Origin of the sequence: Mucilaginibacter paludis DSM 18603 (genome assembly GCF_000166195.2) — a bacterium.
Taxonomy (GTDB): domain Bacteria; phylum Bacteroidota; class Bacteroidia; order Sphingobacteriales; family Sphingobacteriaceae; genus Mucilaginibacter; species Mucilaginibacter paludis.
The window spans coordinates 4,815,355-4,832,167 of the sequence record NZ_CM001403.1 but is presented as its reverse complement, the minus strand read 5'-3'; the positions used below and the strand labels follow the sequence as shown (position 1 = coordinate 4,832,167).

The following is a 16,813-nucleotide window of genomic DNA, read 5'->3' as shown; positions in this document are numbered from 1 at the left end:
TTAAACAAAACAAATATCACTTTAAAAATATACCTATCGGTATATTTTTTATCTTTGTATTACTAAATAAATCAGCATGTTAAAAAGAGTTGTTATCACAGGCATCGGCGCGTTAACCCCACTTGGGAACAACGTTCCGGATTTTTGGGAAAATATATTGGCCGGGAAAAGTGGCGCCGCTACCATTACCCGGTTTGACGCTTCCCTTTTCCGTACACAGGTGGCTTGTGAACTAAAGAATTTTGATGCCACAGCACACTTAGACAGGGCCGAACTCAAACGGACCGACCTGTTTACGCAATACGCCTTAATAGCGTCGGACGAAGCTATTAAAGATTCGGGCTTTGAGTTTGATAAAATGAACCCTTTTGATGTGGGTGTGATCTGGGGAACGGGGCAGGGCGGCATGGAAACGTTTGAAGAGCAAGTAACCGAATATGCCCGTGGCAACGGCGCGCCAAGGTTCAGTCCCTTTTTTATTCCGAAATTGTTACCCAATATGGCCTCGGGCATGATCTCGATCAGGCATGGCTATATGGGTATTAACTATACTGCTATTTCGGCCTGTGCAACATCCAATACGGCCATTATGGATGCCTTTAACTACATCCGCCTCGGTAAGGCCAAGATCATTATCAGCGGTGGCTCAGAAGCGCCGGTAACTCCTGCATCAGTTGGTGGCTTCTCGGCAATGAAAGCCATGACCGGACGGAACGACGATCCACTAACGGCATCGCGCCCTTTTGACACCCACCGCGATGGCTTTGTAATGGGCGAAGGCGCAGGCGCTTTAGTATTGGAAGAATACGAACATGCCGTTAAACGCGGAGCCAAAATTTATGGCGAAGTTGGCGGCGCAGCCATGACTGCCGATGCCTACCACATGACGTCAACCCACCCCGAAGGGCTTGGAGCCTTACAGGCCATGAAATTTGCCCTGGAAGAGGCGGGTTTAACCATTAACGACGTGGATTATTTAAATGCCCATGCCACATCAACCCCCGTGGGCGACCTATCCGAAATTAAAGCCATAACAGCCCTAACCGGGCCGGGCAAAAACAACCTGTTCATCAGCGCTACAAAATCCATGACAGGCCATTTGCTCGGAGCCGCCGGAGCCATAGAGGCCATTATTTGCTTGCTGAGTATGCGCGATAGCGTGATACCGGCCACCATCAACACCACCGAACTGGACGCCGCCATCCCCGATAATATGAATATCGTTATAGGTGAAGCCATATCGCACCCGGTGAAAGCCACCTTGAGCAATACCTTTGGCTTTGGCGGGCATAATGGGATTGTGGTGTTTAAGGCGTTATAAAAAGCAGGGGCTTAAAAATTGCCTTAAAGGGACGGAGTAATCACACCGGAATATGCGTTCGCGATTATTAATTTGTGTTAATTTTTATTGGTATTAATGAGCTCCCTTCGGTCGGTTGTTTCGTTCCTCGCAATGAGTTGGTGAGAGGGCAAGTCAATAACCGGCTTCTTTCCTTCCCCATCGTCATTGCGAGGAGGTACGACGAAGCAACAGGGTGAACCTACAGAGCGGCTCTGCAAGCGTAGAGATTGCTTCGTGCCTCGCAATGACGGTAGGAGAGATGTGATATCAATAATCGGCTTCCTTCACCCATCGTCATTGCGAGGAGGTACGACGAAGCAATCTCTATGCTATACAGGGCAAACCTGCTTAGCAGCCCTGCCTATGTAGAGATTGCTTACTTCCTCAATGACACTTGGTGAAATACCAAATATGCCGATATTCAAAAAACTCAACACACTACTTATCCATTACCCCTCTCCTGGTTCAAAGCCTTAAAAGCTTCCTCCGGAGATGAAAGGAATAGTTTGTAAATATCGGCCGTAGCCCCAACATGGATCTCGTACTGGTCATTTTCAAAGCCCTTTACAAACTGTTCCGCTACAGCAGATGGCGGTATACCGTTTGAGCCACCAATCTCTTTTGAAAATTCGGTATCAACCAATGGGGGAAATAACTCAAACACTTTAATTGCCGTAGTTTTGGCAAGCGTAAACCTTAGTGTTTGTGTATAAGAGTGCAAAGCGGCCTTGCTTGCGGCATAAGTGGGAATAAAAGCGTTAGGCGCAAAAACCACGATAGACGTAACGTTTACAATGGCGGCTTCTGGCTGTTTACTTAATAAATGCAGCAACTTTTCTGTCAGCCTGATCACCGACAGGTAGTTGGTTTGTATTTCCGCCCCTGCTTTTTCAAAAGCGTCGGCTTCGACCGACAGGTGGTAGGCAGACGCCTGCCCGGCGTTGTTAATCACCACATCCAAAGTGCTATGGTTAGTATTTAAGTACTCCACCAGTTTATCCACATCGTCGGCATTGTTAATATCACCTGCAAAGGCGCTGGTGTTTTTTAAACCGGCCACAGCCTTTTGCAGCTTAGCCTCGTTACGGCCTGTAATAATTACTTTATTGCCTTTTTCAATTAAGGTTTTGGCTATTTCCAGGCCGATACCCGAACCACCACCGGTGATCAGGGCTGTTTTGTTTGTGATATTCATTTTATGATTTTGTTTGTGTCTTTAATTGATATTACATTTGATATATTGGAGTACTTTACTTACCTGCATGCGAGGGTTGCTTAGTTGTCCGTCTTCTTAAGTTTTAATGATCAGATACGATCACGTTGGCAGTATTGGCTTTTGACCGCTTAATCACAAACAACAATAAAGGAAGTGCCAATGCGAATAAAAGGCCGATCAATAAAAAGGAATCAAGGTAACTCATCAGGGTTGATTGCTTAACTATAGTCATGTCAATCAGCTTCATCGCCTTTTGATGAGCATCCAACATGCTACTGCCTTTGTGTTGAAAGTATGCGGTGTAACCGTTAATCCTGTCGGTAGTTAAAGGGTTTGATGCAGTTACGTTACTGATCAGGTCAACCCGGTGCGATGCCGTGCGCCTGGCCGAATAGGTATTGATAATGGAGATCCCGAACGATCCGCCTAACTGCCGCATCATGTTGTTGAGCGCAGTTCCCTGGGGCATATCCTTAGCTTCGAGTGACGATACGGCTAAAGAGCTTAGCGGCATAGTAAGCAAAGCCATGCCCAAAGCCCTGAAGATAAGCCTCAGTGTAATATCAATGGCCGGCGTTTCGAGGCTCATGGTTGACATGGACCAGTTAAAGTAAATAAAGCATAAAAAACCGAACAGAATAATGAGCACTGGCGACACGCCCCGTTGCAGCATTTTACCCGAAATAATTAAGGCAAACACCGCTATAATGGCTCCTGGCAGTAACAATAAACCCGATTGCGAAGGCGTAAAACCCAATAAACGCTGCGCCACAACGGGCGTTAAAAAAATAGACGTAAACATACCCATCCCGGTGATAAAGGTTAATATGGCAGCCACTTTGAGCGATTTACTTTTAAGCACCCGCAGATCAACCACGGGATTGTCAACCCGCAATTCGCAGATCACAAATCCGGTTAAACTGAGTATGGCCGTAACTGTTAGTACGATAATATAGTTGGTTGCAAACCAATCTTCGGTTTGGCCTCGTTCCAGCACGGTTTGCAGGGAACTTATGCCTACCGTAAGCAAACCGATGCCTAACCAATCAACCTTGCCAACTCTGGTTTTCACTTTAGATTCAGGCAGTAAAAAATAACAGGAAACTGCTACCAGTATGCCTATAGGCACATTAATGTAAAAAATCCATGGCCACGAATAGTTCTCAGTAATATAACCGCCAAGCGTTGGGCCAATGGTAGGCCCGATAAAGATGCCGATGCCAAATAAAGCGCTGGCCGTCCCGAGCTTTTCTTTCGGAAACAATTCATAAACCACCGCTGCCGAAACCGAGAGTAAAGCCCCGCCGCCTAAGCCTTGCAGAAAGCGGAAAATCACCAGTTCTGAAATACTGTGCGCCTGGCCGCACATCAGCGAGCAAAGGATGAATAGTATAACGGAACCGATATAATAATTTCTGCGGCCCAGTTTATTAGTTAAAAAACTGGTCATGGGGATGATGATCACGTTGGCAATGGCGTATGATGTAATTACCCAGGCGGTATCCTCAAGGGTTGAACCCAGGTTACCACTCATGTAGGTTAGCGCCACATTCACAATGGATGTGTCTATCAGCTCCATAATGGCTGCCAGGATCACGGTGATAATTAAAAGTTTTCTGTTAAAAGGGCTCATTGTTGATTATTGTAGGATTACACCGATTGATTGATGATTCACTGATTGATTTTTAAGACTATGATCTTATTTATACCGATTGGTATATTTATTAATACAACAATTCCCTTATTCAATCACAATGCAATGTTAAGACATAAAATATACCGATTGGTATATTTTATGTCAAATTTTTTAAGTTTTAATTTGATTGATGATCATTTCAACAGTTTTCAATACCTCGTCGAAGTTTGCCGGCGAATCGGTGATCTTGGCTATCATTATTCCACCTTCAATTAAGGCTATAATGGATAAAGCTACCTGATTTTGATCTGCGTCGCTTCTAAATTCCCCTGAATCGATGCCGCCCTGAATTAGCCCTGCTATGGAATCTTTCCACCGCAAAACAGCTTTGGCCGCCCGCTCTTTAAGGGCGGGGTTGGTATCGTCAGCTTCAATGGCGGTGTTTAATATCGGGCAGCCCCCTACCGGAAAAACGCCACGCGTAAAACTGTGATAAACGGCGGCGTAAACCATCAGCTTATCGTGAAAGGTTTTAGCCTTTTCAATTCTCTGCCGGATATCCGTCGAAATTTTTCCATAATTATAATCAAAAACGGCCAGCGCCACTTCTTCTTTATTTTCAAAATTGCCATAGATACTCCCTTTGGTAAGGCCGGTTGCCTCCGTAATATCCGACATGGAAGTGCCTTCATATCCCTTGGTATTGAATATGCTTGCCGTAGTTTCAATAATAAACTGCCGGGTACGTTCCGCTTTTGATAATGTGTTATCCATTATACAAATATACCAAATGGTATTTAACTGCAACACATTGAAATAAAGATTAACAATTGGCTTTTAAACCCTGTAGTCAATCTCAATTCATCAATTTCAATACCTGTCCATTCATATCCAGGTAAAAATCCATATCTTTTGCTTTTAAAACCTATCGTTACTGAGCATGAAGCGAATATTTTCTAACTTAACCGTCCAGGTTCTGCTGGCTATTGTATCAGGTATTGTGGTGGGCGCAGTATTCCCGCAATTTGCGCCGGCGGCAAAAATCATCAGCCAAACCTTTATCAGCCTTATCCAGATGCTCATCGCCCCTATCATATTTCTAACCATCGTATTAGGTATTGCCAGTATGGGTGATATTAAAAAGGTAGGCAAGGTAGGCGGCAAAGCTTTATTGTATTTTGAAATAGTAACCACCTTTGCCTTATTTATCGGTTTGGCTATTGCCAATATTTTAAAGCCCGGCGAAGGGTTTGTTCACCAGGCCATTAACGATGTATCTAAAATAGCGGTATATCAAAAAGAAGCCGCAGGGATGAACTGGGCCGATTTTTTGAGTCACATCATTCCGCATAATATTTTCGAAGCGTTTGCCAAAGGCAATATCTTGCAGATCTTGTTTTTTGCTGTGTTGTTTGGTTATGGCATCAGCCATTTGGGCGAGGCAGGCCAATCATTAATCCAAACATTCGATAAATTATCCAGGGTGTTTTTCAACATCATGAAGGTGGTGATGAAGCTCGCTCCAATAGGCGCGTTTGGCGGGATGGCTTTTACCGTCGCCACCTTCGGCCTTAAAACGCTGGCGCCAATGGCAAAGCTGATGGGCTCGGTATATTTAACCATGGCCTTGTTTATTTTTGTGGTACTCAACATCATCTGCGTTATTTTTAAGTTCAGCCTTTGGAAATATCTCCGGTTTATCCGGCAGGAGATTCTTGTGGTTCTGGGCACCTCCTCGTCTGAATCGGCCCTGCCCGGTATGATGGAAAAACTGGAGCAGTTTGGTTGCTCTAAATCGGTAGTAGGTTTGGTGATCCCTACGGGATATTCATTTAACCTGGATGGCACTACCATCTATCTATCGATGGCTGTGGTCTTTTTGGCGCAGGCATTCCAGGTACCCTTGCCGCTATCGCAACAACTTACCTTAATGGGCATCTTAATGGTTACATCCAAGGGAGCGGCAGCGGTAACCGGCGGAGGTTTTATTGTACTGGCATCAACCCTGGCTGCCACTAAAATTATCCCGGTAGAAGCGGTAGCCATTTTGTTGGGGGTTGACAGGTTTATGTCGGAAGCGCGGGCCATCACCAATGTAATAGGCAATGGCGTTGCCGCCATTGTGATTGCCAAAAGCGAAAAAGAATTTGACGAAGAGAAGTACAGAGCAGCAATTAGAACAAGTTAATTACTTATGCCTGGCTGATATATACATTGCAACGATTAAAACAGATTCACTCCAAAATCGGCACAAAAAATACTTTTTTACTGCCATTTGATACGAATTATCCTTTGACTTTAAAGGCAATAAGTTTAGCTTTGCCCGTACAAAATAAAAAACCATGAGTGTTCTCGTAAATAAAGATTCTAAAGTTATAGTTCAGGGCTTTACAGGTAACGAAGGTACCTACCATGCATCACAAATGATTGAGTACGGAACGCAATTGGTTGGCGGTGTTACACCAGGAAAAGGCGGCCAGTCGCACCTTGATCGCCCGGTGTTTAATACAGTAGCCGACGCGGTAGCGCAAACCGGAGCCGATGTTTCTATTATTTTTGTTCCGCCTGCCTTTGCAGCTGATGCCATTATGGAAGCAGCCGAAGCTGGTATTAAAGTTATTGTTTGTATTACCGAAGGTATCCCTACCAAGGATATGGTACAGGTAAAGGAATACATCAGCGATAGGGATTGCCGTTTAATTGGCCCTAACTGCCCTGGTATTATTACTGCAGGCGAAGCTAAAATTGGTATTATGCCTGGCTTCATCTTCAGAAAAGGTAATGTAGGTGTTGTTTCTAAATCAGGAACTTTAACTTACGAAGCGGTTGACCAGGTTGTTAAAGCCGGTTTAGGTATTACTACCGCTATTGGTATTGGTGGCGACCCGATTATTGGAACCCCAACCAAAGAAGCTGTTGAATTATTGATGAACGATCCGGAAACTCACGGCATCATTATGATAGGTGAAATTGGCGGAGGCATGGAAGCCGAAGCAGCACGCTGGATTAAAGAACATGGCACTAAACCGGTTGTAGGTTTCATCGCAGGTCAAACAGCTCCTGCAGGCCGTCGTATGGGTCACGCTGGTGCTATTGTGGGCGGTGCCGATGATACAGCCGCTGCAAAAATGAAAATCATGGCTGAGTGCGGTATCCGCGTTGTAGAATCGCCTGCCGAAATTGGCGCTGCCATGGCAGAAGAGTTAGCTAAATTAGCTTAAGATAAATTAGTATAGCGATATGCGTATTGAGATAAAGTAAATCCTGGTTGAAAAACCGGGATTTTTTGTTTAGTTTATATATTGCATAGAGTTAACCCACACCTGTTAGTTCCTTATGAACCGCATTACTATAGAATGTCCAAAATGTAGTTGGGAACCAGATGACACATGTCGCTGGAAATGTTCGATATGTGGTACTGTTTGGAATACATTTACCACTGCTGGACAATGCCCTGGTTGCGGTACACAATATAAAGAAACGATGTGTATTAGCCACAAGGGAGGATGCGGCCAAATGAGTCCACATTTAGATTGGTATATTACTCAAGACTCACCTGTGCCACGCTCGCTCTTTGAAGTACTATGCTTTTGGAAAAAAGAAATTAGATGCCCAGTTACTAAAAAAGACAAATTATGGATTGAACATTCATTATTGTCTCTCTGTCAGTTATTCGATCCTATATATTTTGACTCACTAACTACTATTTTGCCAATTGAATTTTATCATGACCGGCACTTTACAGGGATAGAAGAAGATGCACAATACATTTTTGAAAAGCTGATATCTATAATGCGATTGGATGCATGGGAAATCCAGTTGTTATTCTTCACCAATAAATCTACCATATTTTCGGAGGGGATTGCTGCTACTCCTTCGGAAAACCTGAAAGGGACTTGGAACAGCTCTTCTGCAAAGTTTATCGACAACGGATTAGGACATAGAGAGATATGGATTGAATTAGAGCTATTAACAGATCAAACAGCATTAACAGCAATCCTTGCTCACCAACTGACCCAATATAAACTGCTTACCGAATACATCATAGAACAAGATAACCTTACCACAGCCATTGCTACAATCGCCTTTGGATTTGGTATTTTTATGGGTAATTCATATTTTAAATTTGAGCAATGGACAGGTAATTCACATCAGGGATGGCAAATAAGCAAGAGCGGTTATTTGCCAGAACAGGTAATTGCATACGCAATGGCCTGGCTGGCACATTACAGAAGGGAAGACATTTCATGGAAACTTCAATTAAATAAAACCATGAAGAAATATTTTGAACAAAGCTATTACTATATCGAAAGAAATAAGGAATCAATGAAATGGGTTATGGAGTGATTTTTTTTCTCTTTATTGGTCAACACTTTGTAAATACCTCTGCTGGAAACATGACAAACGCACGGTTTGGATCAGTATTTGAAGCATGTTCTAAACTCAACCATTCAATCCAGCAATATTAAAAAAATGGAATATAATAAATTAACGCCCGAAGAAGAGTACGTTATCGTTCACAAAGGTACCGAAAGGCCTTATACAGGCGAGTATACCAATAACAAACTACCCGGAACATACATCTGCAGAAGGTGTAATTCGCCGTTATATCTATCTGCCGACAAATTCGACTCGCATTGTGGCTGGCCAAGCTTTGACGACGAAATACCCGGCGCGGTAAAGCGGGTTACCGATGCCGATGGCCGCCGTACAGAAATTGTTTGCGCTAACTGCGGCGCACACCTGGGCCACGTTTTTGCAGGCGAAAGGTTTACACCTAAAAATACCCGCCACTGTGTCAATTCTCTTTCTATGAAGTTTGTACCAGACGAGCAATAAATATAGCGTCGGCAGGTTGATGTACGCCGTTTTTTTTATCTCATCAACCTGCCAGGCTTTTTAAATTATTTGATACGAACTATTTATAACACTCCTCCTCCGGTCTCAATCTGTCACCCACCCATTTTAAGGGAAAGAGATTTCTTTCATCCATTGTCACAACAATTATACTCCCTTTTTGTAATTAAACCTATTTAGCACCTACTCCCCATATAATATCTCCTCAAATTATATTAGCTTTAACATTTTAATATCCTATGCATCAGATCTATTATTGGCCAAATGTTATATAACGGCGCAATTATTATTCTAATTATAAACTTGGGTAGCGAGCTTGTTATAGAGCATCTTAAGGCAAACCAGCGTGACGTTTACTTGCTTGGCTCCCCTGGTCTTTTATGACATTCGACAAGGGGCTACCTAAACTTTACGCCGACAGAATGAATATCATCAGACTTTTGGCCATGTGCTCCATTGTTTGGGGGCATTGTTTGTATGGGTGGGAAGAAAAAGTGTTCTGTCGGCCAGACTATCAAATTATACAGGCCGTTATAATTCAATCAGGCAGAATAGGAACCATCTGGTTTTTTCTGATCTCAGGATTTTTCCTGAGCGATAAACTTTCCGGCTTTAATATTGTAAGTTTTACACGCTACAGATTACTTTCCCTAATTGTACCCTGGGCCATTTTTCTTTCGCTCTACATATTGATCGAGGTGGTGCACCTTAGCCCTGATAAACAGATACTACATGGAGATATAAAACCGGCCATTCACATGAGTTTCGAGTTGTTTAAAGCTTTTATTTTTCACGGTGCATATTGGTTTATCCCCGCTTCTATCATTACCGCTTATGTGTTAATCACCTTAAAAAAATACATCAATCAACCCTGGCTTTGTATTACGTTAATTTGTTTTACTGTTTTTTACTCGGTCAATTTATATTACAGGTGGATAACTGTTGATCATACAAAAGCATTTTGGGGCTATACGCTTTTTTTGTGGATGGGTATTCAGGTTAAAAGGAACATCGATCAATTTAAAGTCGCGCTCGATAAAATACCATGGACGCTATTGTTAACCTGTTTAATTTTAATGTTTACCCTATCCTGCTGGGAAGGTATTAAATTAACTCAAATAGGCTGTGCTGACGCCTACAGCTCGTTAAGATGCTCTAACTCTATTCTTGCCATAGCAGGCTTTTTGTGTTTATTAAAATCTGACGGATTTCAATGGATCCACAAGTTGAATTCCGCAAAATATGTTTACGGCATCTATCTTGTGCACAGCATCATCGGCACCGAAATCTCTCCATTTTTAAATCGATATCTTGCCCATTATAGCTTATTCGATAATTTGCCGTATTTAATTGTTATACAGTGCCTATACTTTTCAATTGTATTTGCCTCAAGTTACTTTTTAGTGGCAGGCATTACCAAATCGCCACTTTATTTTGTTGTGGGCAGGCGCCGCTAACTCTTTTAAGATCGTAGTTTCAAACAACGTTACCTCACTGTATCAATACATTATTTCAATGCCCAATTATGCCCAGTATTGAAACGATAGCGCAAAATCATCAGGAATAATACAGCTGTCAAGCAGAATTTTTGATCTTAAGAAAATCTTTCATGATTTTTCTTGAAATTCTGCTGATGATTTTTGAATCATACATTGGAATAAATTTCCAGTACCCATCTATATTAAATATCCAGCGCAAAAGCCCTTTATAGTCTTTACGTTTAAAACAACGCCTGATATCGCGATCAAAAATTGCTACCTCAACCCAGTCATCAGGCTTTGTTGTACCGGTTGGGATATAAGCTAACTGATTATTTATAATTCGCCTAATTCCATCAGAGAAATCATGCCCGGTAAACCGCGAATACGGCATCCATGAGTTGGTACGAGCGTCAACCTCAATAAGGTAATATAATTTACGGCCAGGGTGATAAATGTATTGAATGCTTGCAAAACCGTTGAGACCAACGCTTTTACCTAATACACGCAGCAATGCTGCTATCTCTTCATTCTGGTAATATTTACGACGGGTGGTAAACGAAAACTTATCGTACATATAGCTGAGTACTTCCCCACAATTATAAGTAATCAGTTCACCATCCCTAAAAAGGGCCTCTAAGCCAATATCTTCGCCTTTGATAAATTCCTGCAGAACAAGATTGGTTTTAACCTGTACCTTATCAAGGCATCCCTGCAGTTCCGATTCATCTTCGCAATACTGTATGCCAATTCCCGAAAAACTAAAGTCTTCTTTCAATAAAATAGGGAAATCAAGCTTTTGTTTAATAACTTCAGTATCATTCACATCAGAGTAATTAACAAACCGAGGTGTGGTTATACCATATTTTTGGCAAACGCTTGATAGGCCGGCTTTGGACGATAACAAGTCCCGATTCTCTATTTTGTTGATAGGAAGTATTTTTTTGAAGATGTCTTCCGACAGGATTGCATCATTCATCAACTTGATGGTGATATCTTCCAATGGCACTATCCAGTTATAATGATCCGGCTTTTCGTCAATCAGTTTCAGCAACTGATCTTTAAAAGTTTCATGGTCTTCACTACTCTTTATCCAGTTATCATGGTATCTGTTGCTGAGCAGCCACGACGTTTCATTACAAAAAACATCAACCTGGCACCCGGCCCTTTTAAACATAAAAGGAATCTCGCCAGTAGAGTCAAAAAAACTCGCTATAGAAACGAGCAGTACGTTATACATTATTTTAGTTTAATTATGCTAATTAATTAAGGGTTATTTACTCTAATATAAGCATATCAATGATATCAAATAACACTTACGGGAATAATATGCTAATTTATAAATTTCGACGTTTTTTGAACCATTTTTATAAATTTACGTATATCTGTGTAACTTGAGCACCATATGCGAATCCCTAAATTATCTGATTTAAACAATAAACACATTTTAGCTCTCATTGGCAATGTAGTAATTTCCGTGTTCAGCGTTTTAACCATGTCGCTTTTACTCCGGACCATGACTAAGGTTGATGTAGGTGTATGGTTCTTTTTCCTCTCCATTTACAATCTGTCTGATGCTTTACGAAACGGTTTTTTATCAACCGGCACTATCAAATTTTACGCAGGTACCCAGCCCCTGCGCGGCAATGAGGTATTAGGGTCTGTTTGGTTTTTGGCCCTTAGTGCTTCGTTAGGCTTAATGTTTTTAAACCTATGCGTAATGCCATTTATCGGCATGATACAAAATCCCGAAATAGTGTTGGTCATCAAGTGGTTTGGTGTTACGGTATTAAGCTCGGTAACTTTTAACATCACCTTTTGGATTTTAGTTGCGGATGAGGATTACCTTACCATATTGTGGATGCGGCTTATTAACAGCGGCTCCATGATATTGGCGCTGCTGGTGATGAACTATCTGAAAAAATCATCGCTTGAAAACTTACTGATCATCAACTTTTTCACCAACTGCCTCACCAGTTTAGCCTGCATAGCATTTGGCTATTCCAGGTTCAAAACCATTTTTAAACGTAGCCGCGAGTGTATGATAGAGCTGGCGCATTTTGGCAAATTCAGCCTGGCAACCAGCCTCAGTTCAAACTTATTAGGGAGTGTAAACACTTTTATAATTACCCCCATATTAGGGCCGGCTGCTCTGGCTGTATACAACGTACCCAATAAATTAATGGAAATAGTTGAAGTATTGCTACGCACTTTTGTAGGTACGGGCATGTCGGCCATGGCTACCGCCTACAACTCCGACAATATGTATCACCTCACATTTGTTACAAAAAAGTATGCGGGCATGTTAACATTGTTATTTATACCCTTGGCCATAGGAGCTTTCTTTTTCGCCGACTTTGCCATATGGCTATTGGCAGGCGATAAATATGCAGGAACGGAGGCAGCTAATATTTTCAGGATATTTATGTTGATGGCTATACTTTATCCAATCGACCGCTTTAACGGTGTTACCCTTGATATTATACACAAGCCTCAAATTAATTTTTACAAAGTAATTATCATGCTTGTTGTAAACGTGGTTGCCATATCCACCGGCGTTTATCTGTTAAAAAATGTTTACGGAGCAGCTTTGGCGGCCCCATTTTCATTAGTGGCCGGTCTGGCATTTGGTTATTATCATTTGAAAAAACATCTCGACGGATACTCCTTCCGAGGCATTATTGCTACCGGCTATGTAGAGTTACAATTGTTTGCCCGGCAAATGATGTTAAAATTTGGCCCTGCCGACAAGCGCGCTTAAACCCATTTTGCACAAATTACCCGGTGTTATAAAAAATTGGAATACTTTTGCAGCATATAAAAACGTGTTATGACATCTACTTACAAAGCATTTATTTTCGACTTAAATGGTACCATGATTAACGATATGGAGTACCATACCCGGGCGTGGCGATACCTTTTAAATAACGATTTGGGCGGAAATTTTTCCTGGGACGAAGTAAAACAACAGATGTATGGCAAAAACCCGGAAGTACTTGTTAGGATGTTTGGTGCTGAAAGATTTACGATGGATGAAATGGTTAAGCTATCGTACGAAAAAGAAAAACGTTATCAGCAAGAGTACCTGGATCAGTTGGCTCTTTTACCTGGTTTGCACGATTTTTTGGAAGCAGCCTATCAAAAAGGAATACCGATGGCTATCGGATCGGCAGCTATCCCTTTCAATATCGATTTTGTGTTGGACAATCTTAACATCAGGCATTATTTTAAAGCCATCGTAAGCGCGGATGATGTGGTGTTGAGCAAACCTCATCCCGAAACTTATCTGAAAGTGGCCGAGGCCCTGAATGTACCCGCCAAAGACTGTTTAGTGTTTGAAGATGTACCTAAGGGTGCAGAAGCCGCGCTGAATGCAGGGATGGATTCTGTGATCCTGACTACCACGCACCAACCGCAAGAATTTAAGGATATACCGAATGTACTACATACCGCCAATGACTTTACGGACGAGTTTATAAAGAAATTGGTTGAGGATTAGACGATCCACTTCAAAGCAACTTGTGCCCCTCCTTTAACCGGAATTTATTTTTAGTTATATTTGATAATGCAAACAACGTACCGGATAAAGGCGCAAGACATCAGCATGACTTTTCTTAAGTCGTTAAAGACGCTTTTTGCAGGCCAAGAAATCGAAATCATAGTAAAATCGTTAGAACCTGTAGAAAAAGACATACCTAACAGACAAAAGGGTATGCTTGAACTGATAAAAAGAAACCGTGAAAATGCACCCATCATATCCGCCGATGTAGACATGCGTAAATTGATTGATGAATCTCAATATCCAAGTTAAATTCATGATGGATTACGTTGATACAGATGTATTGATCCATTCTTTATTACGAGCGCCTCTATAAACACTCCAAGCCATAATTTGTAATGAAATAAAAGCCCACTTGCTTTGCTGATGAAAAACAAACCCGTAAATTACAGTTTACAATAACGTCTTTAAGTTATTGATTATCAATGTGGGTGTCATGCTGAGTATCCCACCGGGCGTCGCTCCGGAAAAAACAGGGATGACGTTTTTTCAATAAAGATAGTTATGCTGAAAAAGTTGCATTTTGCAAAAAAACAAGGCAAGCTACATAACCCGTTCACGCTTTGGCGCCGTTAAGAGCCCGCTGTTGAGTTTGGGACTGTCACTCTTTGAAAAAAACATTATCGGGAACTATTCTGACCGGAAGAGTTTACCATGCTTTTAAGCTTAAATATTCTTTAGAGTGACCGAGCTTGCCTAGTTTTTATAATTATAAGAACATGAGCAAAAATAGCAAAAAAAGAAGCGTGCCACCGCTGGGCAGACCGCAAAAAAATGGAACGGTTTGAATTGTTAAATCCTCATTCAGCAGGCATAGATATCGGCAGCATGCTGATGGTAGTATCTTATACCGACCGTGAAGGGATGATCAATTTGCGTGAATTTGACAGCTTTACAAGCAGTTTGTATGAGTTAGCGGAATTGCTGCAAAAAGAAGGCATTGAAAAGGTAGTCATGGAGGCAACCGGTCCTTATTGGGAATCACTTTACAACATTTTGGAAAAGCATGGCATGGAGATGTTCCTTGTCAATCCAAGTCATTACCGGAATGTATCGGCTCAGAAAACGGATATCAACGATGCACAGTGGCTGCATCAGTTGCTGGCCCATGGCCTGATACGCAATTCTCACATAGCGCCTGAACTTTACCGGGAGTTAAGGCAATATCTTCATGAAAGAGAAATATACCAAAACTATAAGAGCGATAGCCTTAACCGAATGCAGAAAACACTGACGTTGATGAATATTAAGTTTCAGCATTTAATCAGCGATGTGGAGGGAGTAGCAGGTATGAAGCTTTTACGGGCGATCAGTTCAGGAATATGCGATGGGCAAACCTTGCTGGCTCGCATTGATGTAACAAAATTAAAGGCCAGCCCGGAGGATCTGCTTAGCTCGCTACAGGGAGAATATAAGCAACATTATATTCATATTCTATCCATCACGCTTAAAAGCTATGATTTTTTTAAGGAGCAAATGCAGGTTTATGAAAGTCATATTGAACATACCCTAAAGGAGCTTCTTGCTTGTAAGGGCGAAGCGCCAACAGTTATCCAACAGAAAACAAAAAAGGTAAGAAAGAACCAGTACAGCTTTAATCTGAAAGATTATTTATTGGGAATTTTGGGAGTAGACCTTACCGAGGTAGAGGGTCTGGATGAAATAGGGCTTTTAACTATTCTTGCAGTAACGGGAACGAATATGAAAAAATGGCCTACGGCAGAACATTTTGTGAGTTGGTTAAATCTATCACCGAGGCCCAAAATATCGGGAGGCAAAATAATAGGGTATGAAAGACGTAACAACAATAATCCTGCAACACAAGCATTCCGGTTGGCGGCGCATTGTTTATGGCAAAGCAAAGGTCCGATGGGGCAGCAGTACAGAAGATTAGCATCGACAAAAGGGAGCAAAAAAGCGATCAAAGCTATCGCCCGCAAGCTGGCAGTGATTTTTTATCACATGGTACTTAATAAACAAGCATTTGATGCCACCCGGATACAGCCAGACATAGAACAGCAAAAGGCAAGAAAAATAGCACGTCTGCAAAAAGATGCAGCTAAACTCGGTATGATCGTTCAAAAAGAAGCCTGATGGTCAATAACTTACATAGACGTCATTATAAGCTTGTCGAAGCACGGTGCGGTGGCCTCTGCGAGCGCATGCCGTTATTATTTTGTCTTCATAGGCCAAATCTTATAATAACGTCTTTTTAAGCTATTGATTATCAATACCAATCCTCTCTCAATCATGTCATCCCGACGGGAGGAGGGATCTTTTAAAAGCGGCAAGTATGCATTATATGAGGTGCACTGATTATCAATGTGCAATCTTTGCTCCAATAATCAGTATTCTTTAATTTACAACATCGGCCCGCTCAGACGCCGCGGGAAGGGCTTTGTTCTTTTTGTCTTGACACAAAAAGAACCAAAAAAGTCAAGACTGCCCGATCCTTCCGCCCACGGGCCAGCTCCCGGCCCGGCGTGCAGTCAGGCTTTTGCGCACTTTTCTTTCTGCACCTAATAGTCTGCGAGGTCCAAAACGCCATCGCAATTTTTTGGCCGACCGAAATCGTTAAGATATTAAAATAGTAGTGAAATTTCTGCGAAAAATATCATCAGCAAAATCTTGGTTTAGCATATCAGTTACAAATCGAATTTTCAACAACCGTACAAAACGTTAGAGCCAGATAAGTTTTTAAGCTTCCTTTATAATTTTTGTCGAT

General features: G+C 41.9%; 14 protein-coding genes. 10 read left to right on the top strand and 4 right to left on the bottom strand.

All coding sequences use genetic code 11. The annotated features are described in order from the left end of the window. The first annotated feature begins 76 nt into the window (after positions 1–76). Positions 77–1,321, top strand: a complete 1,245-nt coding sequence (gene fabF / locus MUCPA_RS20400) for a beta-ketoacyl-ACP synthase II (RefSeq protein WP_008508983.1) — start codon at positions 77–79, stop codon at positions 1,319–1,321. 463 nt (positions 1,322–1,784) lie between these two features. Here the strand turns inward: fabF and MUCPA_RS20395 are convergent, their stop codons facing one another. The 3 genes from MUCPA_RS20395 to MUCPA_RS20385 all read right to left on the bottom strand — a co-directional run bounded on the left by MUCPA_RS20395 (position 1,785) and on the right by MUCPA_RS20385 (position 4,968). Then, entirely contained in the window at positions 1,785–2,537 is a 753-nt protein-coding gene (locus MUCPA_RS20395) for an SDR family oxidoreductase (protein WP_008508982.1), read from the bottom strand. A gap of 103 nt (positions 2,538–2,640) precedes the next feature. Then, the gene (locus MUCPA_RS20390) at positions 2,641–4,191 is read right to left on the bottom strand and encodes a DHA2 family efflux MFS transporter permease subunit (protein WP_008508981.1); all 1,551 of its coding nucleotides are present in this window, start codon (positions 4,189–4,191) and stop codon (positions 2,641–2,643) included. A gap of 174 nt (positions 4,192–4,365) precedes the next feature. Then, positions 4,366–4,968, bottom strand: coding sequence for a TetR/AcrR family transcriptional regulator (locus tag MUCPA_RS20385; protein ID WP_008508980.1), 603 nt, complete (start codon positions 4,966–4,968; stop codon positions 4,366–4,368). Positions 4,969–5,134: 166 nt separating this feature from the next. On the opposite strand from MUCPA_RS20385, the gene dctA reads away from it, so the two are divergent. The 5 genes from dctA (at position 5,135) to MUCPA_RS20360 (ending at position 10,508) form a co-directional block, all read left to right on the top strand. Continuing rightward, on the top strand, positions 5,135–6,382 hold the full coding sequence (dctA, locus tag MUCPA_RS20380) for a C4-dicarboxylate transporter DctA (RefSeq protein WP_008508979.1): 1,248 nt from the start codon (positions 5,135–5,137) through the stop codon (positions 6,380–6,382). Positions 6,383–6,536: 154 nt separating this feature from the next. Further along, the gene (gene sucD / locus MUCPA_RS20375; protein ID WP_008508978.1) at positions 6,537–7,415 is read left to right on the top strand and encodes a succinate--CoA ligase subunit alpha; all 879 of its coding nucleotides are present in this window, start codon (positions 6,537–6,539) and stop codon (positions 7,413–7,415) included. A 115-nt stretch (positions 7,416–7,530) separates the two neighbouring features. Further along, entirely contained in the window at positions 7,531–8,541 is a 1,011-nt protein-coding gene (locus MUCPA_RS38545) for a hypothetical protein (RefSeq protein ID WP_174316913.1), read from the top strand. Between the two features lie 66 nt (positions 8,542–8,607). Continuing rightward, positions 8,608–9,033 carry a methionine-R-sulfoxide reductase gene (locus tag MUCPA_RS20365; RefSeq protein WP_394330541.1) on the top strand — a complete coding sequence of 142 codons (426 nt, stop codon included), beginning with the start codon at positions 8,608–8,610 and terminating at the stop codon, positions 9,031–9,033. A gap of 440 nt (positions 9,034–9,473) precedes the next feature. Then, positions 9,474–10,508 carry an acyltransferase family protein gene (locus tag MUCPA_RS20360; RefSeq protein ID WP_157543953.1) on the top strand — a complete coding sequence of 345 codons (1,035 nt, stop codon included), beginning with the start codon at positions 9,474–9,476 and terminating at the stop codon, positions 10,506–10,508. Between the two features lie 118 nt (positions 10,509–10,626). On the opposite strand, the gene MUCPA_RS20355 is transcribed toward MUCPA_RS20360, so the two are convergent. Beyond that, positions 10,627–11,769 carry an ATP-grasp domain-containing protein gene (locus MUCPA_RS20355; protein WP_008508973.1) on the bottom strand — a complete coding sequence of 381 codons (1,143 nt, stop codon included), beginning with the start codon at positions 11,767–11,769 and terminating at the stop codon, positions 10,627–10,629. A gap of 165 nt (positions 11,770–11,934) precedes the next feature. Here MUCPA_RS20355 and MUCPA_RS20350 point away from each other — a divergent pair, with 165 nt between their 5' ends. From MUCPA_RS20350 to MUCPA_RS20335, 4 genes are all read left to right on the top strand, one after another. After that, complete coding sequence (locus tag MUCPA_RS20350; RefSeq protein ID WP_008508972.1) at positions 11,935–13,290, top strand: oligosaccharide flippase family protein; 1,356 nt, start codon at positions 11,935–11,937, stop codon at positions 13,288–13,290. A gap of 69 nt (positions 13,291–13,359) precedes the next feature. Further along, positions 13,360–14,028, top strand: coding sequence for an HAD family hydrolase (locus MUCPA_RS20345; protein WP_008508971.1), 669 nt, complete (start codon positions 13,360–13,362; stop codon positions 14,026–14,028). Positions 14,029–14,094: 66 nt separating this feature from the next. Next, the gene (locus tag MUCPA_RS20340; protein ID WP_008508970.1) at positions 14,095–14,340 is read left to right on the top strand and encodes a hypothetical protein; all 246 of its coding nucleotides are present in this window, start codon (positions 14,095–14,097) and stop codon (positions 14,338–14,340) included. Positions 14,341–14,862: 522 nt separating this feature from the next. Continuing rightward, positions 14,863–16,182, top strand: a complete 1,320-nt coding sequence (locus MUCPA_RS20335) for an IS110 family RNA-guided transposase (RefSeq protein ID WP_008508969.1) — start codon at positions 14,863–14,865, stop codon at positions 16,180–16,182. Positions 16,183–16,813: the final 631 nt, after the last annotated feature.

What these genes read in the sequence shown, in the direction of transcription:
- MUCPA_RS20390 (WP_008508981.1), bottom strand. Translation starts at nt 4,191, where the DNA reads ATGAGCCCTTTTAACAGAAAACTTTTAATTATCACCGTGATCCTGGCA.
- sucD (WP_008508978.1), top strand. Translation starts at nt 6,537, where the DNA reads ATGAGTGTTCTCGTAAATAAAGATTCTAAAGTTATAGTTCAGGGCTTT.
- MUCPA_RS20340 (WP_008508970.1), top strand. Translation starts at nt 14,095, where the DNA reads ATGCAAACAACGTACCGGATAAAGGCGCAAGACATCAGCATGACTTTT.
- MUCPA_RS20395 (WP_008508982.1), bottom strand. Translation starts at nt 2,537, where the DNA reads ATGAATATCACAAACAAAACAGCCCTGATCACCGGTGGTGGTTCGGGT.
- MUCPA_RS20350 (WP_008508972.1), top strand. Translation starts at nt 11,935, where the DNA reads ATGCGAATCCCTAAATTATCTGATTTAAACAATAAACACATTTTAGCT.
- MUCPA_RS20385 (WP_008508980.1), bottom strand. Translation starts at nt 4,968, where the DNA reads ATGGATAACACATTATCAAAAGCGGAACGTACCCGGCAGTTTATTATT.
- MUCPA_RS20360 (WP_157543953.1), top strand. Translation starts at nt 9,474, where the DNA reads ATGAATATCATCAGACTTTTGGCCATGTGCTCCATTGTTTGGGGGCAT.
- MUCPA_RS20345 (WP_008508971.1), top strand. Translation starts at nt 13,360, where the DNA reads ATGACATCTACTTACAAAGCATTTATTTTCGACTTAAATGGTACCATG.
- MUCPA_RS20335 (WP_008508969.1), top strand. Translation starts at nt 14,863, where the DNA reads ATGGAACGGTTTGAATTGTTAAATCCTCATTCAGCAGGCATAGATATC.
- fabF (WP_008508983.1), top strand. Translation starts at nt 77, where the DNA reads ATGTTAAAAAGAGTTGTTATCACAGGCATCGGCGCGTTAACCCCACTT.
- dctA (WP_008508979.1), top strand. Translation starts at nt 5,135, where the DNA reads ATGAAGCGAATATTTTCTAACTTAACCGTCCAGGTTCTGCTGGCTATT.
- MUCPA_RS20355 (WP_008508973.1), bottom strand. Translation starts at nt 11,769, where the DNA reads ATGTATAACGTACTGCTCGTTTCTATAGCGAGTTTTTTTGACTCTACT.
- MUCPA_RS38545 (WP_174316913.1), top strand. Translation starts at nt 7,531, where the DNA reads ATGAACCGCATTACTATAGAATGTCCAAAATGTAGTTGGGAACCAGAT.